General features: G+C 64.4%; 9 protein-coding genes. 2 read left to right on the top strand and 7 right to left on the bottom strand.

Annotated elements, in window-relative coordinates; genetic code table 11:
• On the bottom strand, positions 1 to 215 hold a 215-nt coding region (locus EOA79_RS25995; protein ID WP_206639269.1), incomplete at its 3' end, for an FAD binding domain-containing protein.
• 224 nt (positions 216 to 439) lie between these two features.
• On the opposite strand from EOA79_RS25995, the gene pncA reads away from it, so the two are divergent.
• Positions 440 to 1,054, top strand: coding sequence for a bifunctional nicotinamidase/pyrazinamidase (pncA, locus tag EOA79_RS25990; protein WP_095776932.1), 615 nt, complete (start codon positions 440 to 442; stop codon positions 1,052 to 1,054).
• A 58-nt stretch (positions 1,055 to 1,112) separates the two neighbouring features.
• Positions 1,113 to 2,513, top strand: coding sequence for a sodium:proton antiporter (locus EOA79_RS25985; protein WP_095825560.1), 1,401 nt, complete (start codon positions 1,113 to 1,115; stop codon positions 2,511 to 2,513).
• A gap of 90 nt (positions 2,514 to 2,603) precedes the next feature.
• Here the strand turns inward: EOA79_RS25985 and EOA79_RS25980 are convergent, their stop codons facing one another.
• From EOA79_RS25980 to EOA79_RS25955, 6 genes are all read right to left on the bottom strand, one after another.
• Entirely contained in the window at positions 2,604 to 3,332 is a 729-nt protein-coding gene (locus EOA79_RS25980; protein WP_067324011.1) for an ABC transporter ATP-binding protein, read from the bottom strand.
• Entirely contained in the window at positions 3,325 to 4,053 is a 729-nt protein-coding gene (locus EOA79_RS25975; protein WP_127335850.1) for an ABC transporter ATP-binding protein, read from the bottom strand. The genes EOA79_RS25980 and EOA79_RS25975 overlap by 8 nt, the downstream gene beginning before the upstream one ends.
• Positions 4,050 to 5,012 (bottom strand): branched-chain amino acid ABC transporter permease, encoded by a 963-nt coding sequence (locus EOA79_RS25970; protein WP_095825558.1) that lies wholly within the window; start codon positions 5,010 to 5,012, stop codon positions 4,050 to 4,052. The genes EOA79_RS25975 and EOA79_RS25970 overlap by 4 nt, the downstream gene beginning before the upstream one ends.
• A complete protein-coding gene (locus tag EOA79_RS25965; protein WP_095799109.1) occupies positions 5,009 to 5,890 on the bottom strand; it encodes a branched-chain amino acid ABC transporter permease in 882 nt (293 codons plus the stop codon). The genes EOA79_RS25970 and EOA79_RS25965 overlap by 4 nt, the downstream gene beginning before the upstream one ends.
• 107 nt (positions 5,891 to 5,997) lie before the next feature.
• Positions 5,998 to 7,302 carry an ABC transporter substrate-binding protein gene (locus EOA79_RS25960; protein ID WP_095825557.1) on the bottom strand — a complete coding sequence of 435 codons (1,305 nt, stop codon included), beginning with the start codon at positions 7,300 to 7,302 and terminating at the stop codon, positions 5,998 to 6,000.
• A 176-nt stretch (positions 7,303 to 7,478) separates the two neighbouring features.
• Positions 7,479 to 8,864 (bottom strand): hypothetical protein, encoded by a 1,386-nt coding sequence (locus tag EOA79_RS25955; RefSeq protein WP_128293424.1) that lies wholly within the window; start codon positions 8,862 to 8,864, stop codon positions 7,479 to 7,481.
• Positions 8,865 to 8,928 lie beyond the last annotated feature (64 nt).

Below are 8,928 nucleotides of genomic sequence, written 5' to 3'. Positions count from 1 at the left end.
GTCCAGGTGGTGCGGGCGCCGATCCACCAATAGTCGCCCGTCTCGGCGATGCCGCGCAGCGCGGCGAGACCATTGATGTCGAGAATGTTGTCGCGGAATGGTTTCGCGCCCTGCGCCGGATAGAAATCGGTGCCGCCGGCCAGAATGCGCCAGCGGTCCTCGCCAAGCAGAGCGAGCGCCTCGTCGACCGTGGTGGGTTTCGCGTAACGGATCACGCTTTGCCTTCCCAGAAAGGGGCCTTTCCGAGGGAATCTGCCGCCGTCCAGCCGGGCAAATTCATTCGTATGCAAATGATATCAACTTCGCCGCGATTGTCAAAGCGAAGTGGTCGGCCACGGCTTTGTTATGCCTGTGGAGGTTGACGCAGCCGGCCATCTGGTCAAGGTTCCGTGTCCGGTCGCGTCAACTGGAGCCCAAGCCGAGGAAGAAGGGAGGCCGCATGGCCGACGAAGCGCTCATCGTCATCGACCTGCAGAACGACTTTTGCCCCGGCGGCGCGCTGGCCGTGGCCGGGGGCGACGAGATCGTGCCGCTGGTCAACGACCTGATCCGGCGGACCGATCACGTGATCCTGACGCAGGACTGGCATCCGGCCGGCCATTCGAGCTTCGCTTCCAGCCATCCAGGCAAGCAGCCCTTCGAAGCGATCGAGATGCCCTACGGGCCGCAGACGCTTTGGCCGGATCACTGCATCCAGGGCAGCCTTGGGTCCGATTTCCATTCCGGGCTCGCCTGGACCAAAGCGGAACTGGTCATCCGCAAGGGTTTCCGCACCGCGATCGACTCGTATTCGGCTTTCTTCGAGAACGACCACACGACCCCAACCGGCCTTGCCGGCTATCTCAAGGAGCGCGGCATCGACACCATCACCTTGGTCGGCCTGGCCACCGATTTCTGCGTCGCCTTCTCGGCACTCGATGCCGCCAAGCAAGGTTTCAAGACGACGGTGCGGCTGGATGCCTGCCGCGGCATCGATCTCAACGGCTCGGTCGGCACGATGCTGAAACGGATGCGCGAGGCCGGGGTGGTGCTCGAAGATCACCTTTCGGACTGACCGCGCCGTGAGGCATCGAGGGGGCTTTGCGACATTGGCGAAGGTGTTGGCGGCAACCATGACGGCCGCACTCCTTCTCGCCTTTCCACAAGCGGTTTTCGCAGCCGAGGCGCATGAGCTGCCCGGCGCGGCGATGTCGCTCTGGTGGGCGCTGCCCTTTGCCGGCCTGTTGCTGTCGATCGCGACCGGGCCGCTGCTGTTCCATCATGTCTGGGAGCATCATTACGGCAAGATCGCCGCCGCGTGGGCGGCACTTGCCGTGGTTCCGCTGGCGATCGCTTTCGGCATGCCGGCGGCAAGCGAGGCGGTGCTGCACACGCTGCTCACCGAATATCTGTCCTTCATCATCCTTTTGTTCGCGCTGTTCACCATTTCCGGCGGCATCCTGGTCGCCGGCAACATCCACGGCACGCCGCTGGTCAATTCAGGCTTGCTGCTGATCGGCGCGATCCTCGCCTCGGTCATCGGCACGACGGGCGCCTCGATGATCCTGATCCGGCCGATGCTGCGCGCCAACGACAACCGCCCGTTCAACGCGCATGTGGTGATCTTCTTCATCTTCCTGGTTTCGAACATCGGCGGCTCGCTGACCCCGCTCGGCGACCCGCCACTCTTCGTCGGCTTCCTGCGCGGGGTCGACTTCTTCTGGACGACCGCGAACCTCTGGCGCGAGACGCTGTTCACCGGCGGGCTGGTGCTGATCATCTTCCTGGCGCTCGACATCGTGCTGCATCGCCGCGAGGGCGGCTTGCCGAAGATCAAGGACCCGACACCGGACACGAAGGTGCGCCTGCGCGGCCTCGCCAACCTGCCGCTGCTGGCCGGCGTGATCGGTGCGATCCTGCTTTCCGCCAGCTGGAAGCCGGGCATCAGCATCCCGATCCTCGGCATCGGCCTGGAGCTGCAGAACCTGGTACGCGACGCGATCATCCTGGCGCTGGCCTTTCTGTCGCTCAAAGTCTCGTACAAAAACCACAGGGAAGCGAACGGCTTCAGTTGGGGGCCCATCGCCGAGGTGGCGAAACTGTTTGCCGGCATCTTCATCTGCATCGTGCCGGTTATCGCCATCCTGAGAGCCGGGCACGATGGGGCGCTGGCGCCGCTGGTTTCGCTGGTCACCTCGGCGGACGGCCAGCCCGACGATCTCGCCTATTTCTGGCTGACCGGAGCGCTGTCGTCCTTCCTCGACAACGCGCCGACCTATCTGGTGTTCTTCGAGCTTGCCGGCGGCGACGCCAGGCACCTGATGACGGAGGCGGCCTCCACGCTCGCCGCGATCTCGGCCGGCGCCGTGTTCATGGGCGCCAACACTTATATCGGCAATGCGCCGAACTTCATGGTCTTTGCTATCGCCAGACATCGCGGCTTCAAGGTGCCGGGCTTCTTCGGCTACATGGCGTGGTCCGGCCTGGTGCTGATCCCGACGTTTTTGATCGCGGGGTTTTTGTTTTTTAGGTGAAGCGGTGCAGAGCTTTACCTCCCCTTGTGGGGAGGTCGGGCCAGGTCCGGGTGGGGCTCGGCGCCAGCTCCCGCTGCTTCGCAGTGACCTTCAGCCCACGCCCACATAGCGCCGAACCGCGGAGGGGTCGGCGCGCAGTTCCTCGACATCGACGGTCTCGCGGTTGCGGCCGTTCTCGATGAATGAGATGCGGTCGGCGACCGACAGCACGGCGTCGACGCGCTGCTCGACCAGGATCGTCGAGACGCCCAGATCGCGCAGCTTCGCCACCGTCTCGCGGATCTTGGCGATCATCGAGGGCATCAGCCCTTCGGTGGGCTCGTCGAGAAGAAGCACCTGCGGCTCGAGGCAGAGCGCACGCGCCATGGCAAGCATTTGCTGCTCGCCTCCGGAAAGCGTGCCGGAGCGTTGCTTCAAGCGCTCTCGCAACAGCGGGAAAAGGTCGAGGACGCGTTCCCGCGTCGCCTTGCCCTTGCCGCGGGTCATCAGGCCGATCTCGACGTTTTCCGCCACCGTCATGTCGGCGAATAATCGCCGGCCCTGCGGCACATAAGCGACGCCCGTCTTCGGCACGTCATGTGCGGCAAGTCCGGTCAGCTCCTTGCCGGCCAGTCTGATCGAACCGGCAGCGGCCGGAACCAGCCCCATGATCGCCTTCAGCGTCGTCGTCTTGCCGGCGCCGTTGCGGCCGAATAGGCAAAGCACTTCGCCCTTGTTGAGGACAAGGTCGAGCCCGTAGAGCACCTGCACCTCGCCGTAAAAACAGTCGAGGCCGGAAATGGCGAGCAGCCCGCTCTCGGTGCCGGGGAGATCAGCCATGGGTCGCTCCGAGATAGGCATCCTGCACCTCGGCATTGGCGCGGATCTGCTCGGGCGTGCCCTCAGCGAGAATCTTTCCCGAATTGAAGACGGTGATGCGGTCGGCAAGCTGCATGACCACCGGCATGTTGTGCTCGATGAGCAGCACGGTGGCATGCTTGGCGATCTCGCGCACCAGTAGGACGAAATTGTCGATCTCGCTGTCGGCCAGCCCTTGCGTCGGCTCGTCGAGGATCAGCAGGCGCGGCCTCAGCGCCAGGCCCATTGCCACCTCCAGCAGGCGCTGGTGGCCGTAGGAAAGCTGGCCGGCCGGGGTGCCGGCGCGGTCGGCGAGGCCGGTGCGTTCCAGCGCCGCCATGACGCCGCTCCTCACCTGCCCCTTCGAGCGGCCGTCGGTCAGCGTGCGCTGCACCGGCAACGCGACATTGTCGTAGGCCGTGAGATTGGCGAAGACGCTGGTGATCTGGAAGGTGTAGGCAACGCCGAGGCGAACCCTTTTGTAAGCCGGCATGGTCGTGATGTCGGCGCCGTCGAAGACGATCATGCCGGAGGAGGGTTGGATGCGGCCGCTGAGCAGACTGACGAAAGTTGTCTTACCGGCGCCATTGGGGCCGATGATGGCGCGGATTTCGCCCGGCATCAGCGCGAAATCGACGCCGTCGACGGCGCGCAAGCCCCCGAAACGGCGCAAAAGACCCTTGGTGGTGAGCAGCGGCATCACGGCAACCATCCGAGCCAGCGCTGGCGGACGCTGCCCAGAACGCCCTTCGGAAAGAAGAGCACCAGCAGGATCAGCGCCACGCCGACGATCAAAAGATAGGCGGAGGTGAAGCCGCTGGTGATGTCGGTGACATAATACATGAACAGCGTGCCGATGAGCGGCCCGAGAATGGTCGCGGCGCCGCCGAGCAGCACCCAGAGCAGTGGCAGGATCGAATACTGCACCGACGCGAAGCTCGATCCAATATAGCCGAACAGCAGCGCATAAGCCGCACCGGACGCGGCGCAGATGGCGCCTGAGGCAATGACGGCGACGAGCTTGTTGGCGACGGTGTCGTAGCCCAGCATCTTCGTGCGCTCCTCATTCTCGCGAATGGCGACCAGCACGCGGCCGAAGCGGGAGCGAACGATAACAAGCGTGATGAGCAGCACGACCGAGAACAGCGCCAGAGCGCTCATGTAGCGCACAGTCGGATTGGTCAGGTCGAGCGATGCGCCGCCGATCGCGATTATTCTCGACGGCTGCTGGATGACAAGGCCCTGGTCGCCGCCGGTCCAGGCGGCGAAATAAAGGATGAGCAGATAGAAGACCTGCGCGAACATCATGGTGACGATCATGAAGGCCACACCCGATGTGCGCAGCGCGAGCAGGCCGATGACCAAGGCAAGCATGGCGCCGCAGGCAACCCCGGCGACGAAGGCTTCCGGCACGCCCCAGCCCAATTGATAGACAGCCAGCCCGGCACCATAGAGGCCGGCCGAGAAGAACATGGCGTGACCGAGGCTGAGCAGGCCGACATAGCCGAAGAGCAGGTTGTAGCCCATGGCGAAGACGGCAAGCGCCATGATGCGCGCGAACAGGCCCTGATGATAATCGGGCAGGACGAAATTCAGCGCGAACAGGAGCGCGATGACGCCGATATGCAGCGCGTAGGTCTTCGCGGGGGAAGCATCCTTCATCGCGCCGCCGTCCCGAACAGGCCTTGCGGCCGGAACACCAGCACCATGGCGACCACCAGCGTGGCGATGATCTTGGCCAAGGTCGGCGAGAAGAACACCGAGACGATGCCGTCGGAGAGGCCGATCAGGATGGCGGCGACCACCGTGCCACGCAATGAGCCGAGGCCGCCGATGATGACGACGATGAAGGACAACAGCAGCGGGTCCTGCCCCATCAGGTAATGCGCCTGGCTGATCGGCACGATCAGCACCGCCGCGATTGCCGCCAGCATGGCGCCGATGGCGAACACGCCGGCATAGACGCGCTCGACCGGGATGCCGAAGGCCTGCGCCGTCTCGCGGTCATACTGGGTGGCGCGCATGATCAGGCCGATTTTCGTCCGTGTCAGCACCAGCCAGGTGATCACCAGCAGAACCGCGGAGGCGGCAATGACCGAAAGCTTGTAGCCTGAATAGCCGAACCACGGCAGCAGGATGCGGTAATTGAAGGGTGGCTCGACCGGGCGCGCTTCCGGGCCGTAGAAGGTCAGCGCCAGTTGCTGGATGATATAGAGCATGCCGATGGTGGCGACGATGGTGCCTTCGGGATTGTAGTTCAGCCGGCGCAGCACCAGCCATTCGGCAAGAAACGCGACCAGCCCGACCAGCAACGGCGCGATCACCAGCGCGGCGACGAAGCCGATAGCGGGATGGCCGGAAATCGCCGTCGAGATCGCCCAGGCAAGCACGGCGCCCAGCATGAAGAACTCGCCATGCGCGACATTGACGATGCGCATGACGCCGAACACCAGCGACAGGCCAAGCGCCGTCAGCGCCAGCACGGCGGACGTGACGAGGCCTTCCAGGGCGGCGAGCAGGAGGTGGGGTCCGAAGTGCATGGGCTAGATACCGGCGGATGCGCGAGGCACCCCCCACTGCCCTGCCGGACTGTCCGGCAGGACAGAGGGGGGTGGCTTGGCGCTCACGCTCGGTGAAACGTCGAAGCTCACAGCGCTTGCGTCGTGTAATCCCCTTCCGGCTCGTAGAGGCCGTCCTCGATCTTGGTCTTGTGGACGACCTTCAGCTTGCCGCCTTCGACCTTGGAGATGTTCTGGATGCCGAAGCATTGGTGGATCTTGCCGTTAAAGGTTTTCGGACCCTGCGGATGCTCCGGCCCTTCGGCGAATTCCTTCAGCGCTTCGGTTGCCTCGACCAGCTTGGCGCGGTCTTCCGGCCCCTTATAGCCGGCATCCTCCATCGCCTTCTTGATGACATAGAGCGTCTCCCAGCAGCCGAACATGTGGGCAGCGGTGGAGACGTCCTTGGGATCGCCGACGGCGGCGCCATTGTCGTCGATGCCGACGGCGGCGCGATAGGCCTTCTGCGCGGCCGAGTCATCGGGCTGCGCGTAGCGCGGCGAGCCTTCCCAGAAATGGCTGCCGTCGAGGAATTCGAGGCCGGGGCTGTTGATGTCGACGGCTTCGAGGGAGTCGATGAAGCCGAAGAGCTGCGGCCTTTGCGAGCCGTAGAACTCGCCGAGCTCCTTGACGAAGGTGAGCACGGCCGGACCCACCATGACGTGGTAGATCACCTCGGTCTCGGCCGGGATCTGCGGGAAGTATTTGGTGAAGGACGACTCCGTCGGCGGGATGGCGATCTGCGCGATCACGTCGGCGCCTTGCGCCTTCAACGCCGGCGGCAGGTAGTCGCGATGGTCGTAGCCGAAGGCGAAGTCGGGGAAGATCTGCGTCACCTTCTTGCCGGCATTCGCCGCGATCCACGGCGCCATCGACTGGATCTGGCTCTTCACGTCGGTGATGCCGGGCTGGAAGACGTAGCGGTTGAGCTTGGTCGAGGCGACGTGGTGGCCTTCGCTGACCACGAAATAGGGGATCTTGTTTTCGCCGGCGGCGGGCGCCGAGCCGATCACCACATGCGAGAACAGCGTGCCGAAGATGATGTCGGTCTTATGCTGCGTGGCGAACTTGCCGACCACCTCGGCGCCGCGGGCAGGATCGGTGCCATCATCTTCGATCACCAGCTCGACCTTGCGGCCGCTGATACCGCCGGCATCGTTGATCGCCTTGACGGCGGCAGCGCTCGTCTTCTCGTACCAGCGGCCGTAGGCGGCGCCGATGCCGGTGCGGTGCGACTGGAAGCCGATCTTGATCGGCGCCGAACTCTGCGCCTGGCTGTAGCGAACGAAGCCGGGCGCGAGCGCCAGGCCGGCGCCGGCGGCGATGCCTTTCAGCGCTGTGCGGCGGGAAAGCGTGCTTTTGGAGAGGTCGAAAAATCCGTTCTTGTCAGCCATGTCCGTTCCCCTGTTTTCAGTTTTTTGACCAGCGATAAGGCGGCTCGATCCTCCGCGCTCGGAGGACGCGAAAATTGCATGTGTACAAACTAAATCACCAAAGCTGTGACGTGGCAAGCGAGCTTCCACCCGACCCGATTTTCGGGGCCATGCGCGCGTCATGACGGGCCCTTGTCTCATCCTGCCGTCGGCGTGGCAAGCAGCCATAGGCCGGATATGGTGTAGGCGATCATCAGAAGCGTCAGCGGCAGCTGGCTGAGCGCCGCGCGCGACGGCTGCGGGTGGAGTCGCCAGGCTAGGCCGTGTGCGATCAAGACCGCCAGCACATGGCCGACGATGATGACGCCGGCCTGCAGATTCCAGAGCCACCAGGCCGACTCGGCGCCGACGACAACGCCCGCCTCGACCATCCTGTCGGCGGTGCCGAACAGGTTCCAGCCGAGTGCGAACGGGTCGGACAAAGCGACCAGCGCGTATTGGCCGTCGACGAGCAGCGCCGTGAGGTAGTGGGCGATGTGGTAGGCGAGCGCGATCGGCACGATGGACCAAATCAGGAGGCCGGCGGCTTTCTCGAAGGCTTGCCCGTCGCCGGCAAGGCGCTGGCCGAGTGAAACGGCAAGCGCGAACACGGCCGCCAACAAGATGAATGTCAGCACCAAGCCAAAGCTGCCGATGCCGATCAACGCGGTACGGCCGGGAAACTCCAGCGGATTGACGCCGAACAGGCCGAGCCAGAAGAAGGTTTTGGAAAGACCGTCGAAGGATACGGACGAGAGCGCCAGCAGCAGGAACGCCGTGCCGCTTGCCGGCAGCGACGAGGCGGAAAGCAGCTTCGCACCGGGCCAGCCGAGGTCGAGCCGGCCTTTTTCGCGCTGGACCGGCGCGAAGCGGGCGACGATGGAGAAAAAGACGGTCAGGAATTCGCCGCGCCGACTCCAGTCTTCGTAGCCGAAGACGCATATGGCGGCGAAACTGAGCAGCCAGTAGATGCCGGCGGCGAAGGCCAGGCGCGACGGATCGTCGGGCGCGGGATCGATGAGCTCGAACCAGGCGAAGCCGAAGAACAGGACGAACGCCGGCCAGTAGCCGAGCCATTTGGGAAGGCGCGATGGCTCGGCTTCGTCAGTGCGAAGGTTGAAGACGCGAGATGCAACGCGCCAGGGGCCGTACCACGGGTTGAGCCAGGACCAGAGATCGCCGAATACCCCCTGCAGCAGCGTGAAACCGGCCCAGAGCAGCGTCCAGATCACCAGAGGCAAGGGGTTGGAGAGTGGATCACGGCTGCCGAACAGGCCGGTGGCGATGAGAAGCACGAAGCCGGCAAAGGAAAGCAAGCTGAGGACGGTGCGCGGGTGGTCGCTGACAGTGAACAAAGAGAGGCGTCGGCGCCAGAAGCGGTCAAGAGCGGCGGGCGGCAGCAGCGCCAGCGTCAGAAAGCTGACAGCCACCGCAAGCGCGCCACCAGCGATGTAGTAGCCCGTGGGAAGAAGCAGGACATGGCCGCGGTCAGAGGCGTGGGCGAAGGCGGGGGTGGGGAGGAGAGGTATGAATGAGGCCGCCATTGCGAAGGACGTATTTCGAAGCCGTCGATTTCCACCGACGTGCTCCTTCGCACCCCCCTCTGTC

This window comes from Mesorhizobium sp. M1A.F.Ca.IN.020.03.2.1 (genome assembly GCF_004023205.1).
Classification (GTDB): Bacteria; Pseudomonadota; Alphaproteobacteria; order Rhizobiales; family Rhizobiaceae; genus Mesorhizobium.
Note: the sequence above shows the minus strand (reverse complement) of the source record. Positions and strands in the feature narration are given on the sequence as shown.